The organism is Myxococcus sp. AM011 (assembly GCF_013372595.1).
Lineage (GTDB): Bacteria > Myxococcota > Myxococcia > Myxococcales > Myxococcaceae > Myxococcus > Myxococcus eversor.
On the sequence record NZ_JABXEM010000619.1, the window covers coordinates 1 to 519 of the forward strand.

Genomic DNA, 519 nt, shown 5'->3' on the forward strand with positions numbered 1-519 from the left:
CGCCTTCGAGCACCAGGACGTGCCCTTCGAGAAGCTCGTCGAGGAGCTCGCTCCGAAGCGCTCCCTGAGCCACTCGCCCCTCTTCCAGGTCTCCTTCACCCTGCAGAACACACCCGCCTCCGCACTCTCGCTGCCGGGCCTCTCCCTGCGCCTGATGGAGCTGCAGAGCCACGTGGCCCGCTTCGACCTGGCCCTCATCCTCACCGACACGCCGGACGGCTTCGACGGCACCCTCGAGTACAACACCGACCTCTTCGACGTCTCCACGGTGGCGCGGCTGGTGACGCACTTCCAGGCGCTCCTGCGGGCGGCGCTCCGCTCGCCGGACACGCGCGTGGACTCCCTCTCCCTGCTCACCGGAGCGGAGCGTCAGCAGGTGCTGGTGGACTGGAATGCCACGGGCGCCGAGTACCCACGCGAGGCGAGCGTCCATCAGCTCTTCTCCGCCCAGGCCGCGCGCACCCCGGACGCCATCGCCGTCGAGGCGGAGCGCGCCACGCTCACCTACCGCCAGCTCGA

Annotated in this window: 1 protein-coding gene; it reads left to right on the forward strand. The window is 70.3% G+C overall.

The genetic code is table 11. The annotated features are described in order from the left end of the window. Positions 1-519 (forward strand): condensation domain-containing protein (locus HUW62_RS47690; protein ID WP_255204060.1); only part of this gene is annotated, 519 nt, incomplete at both ends.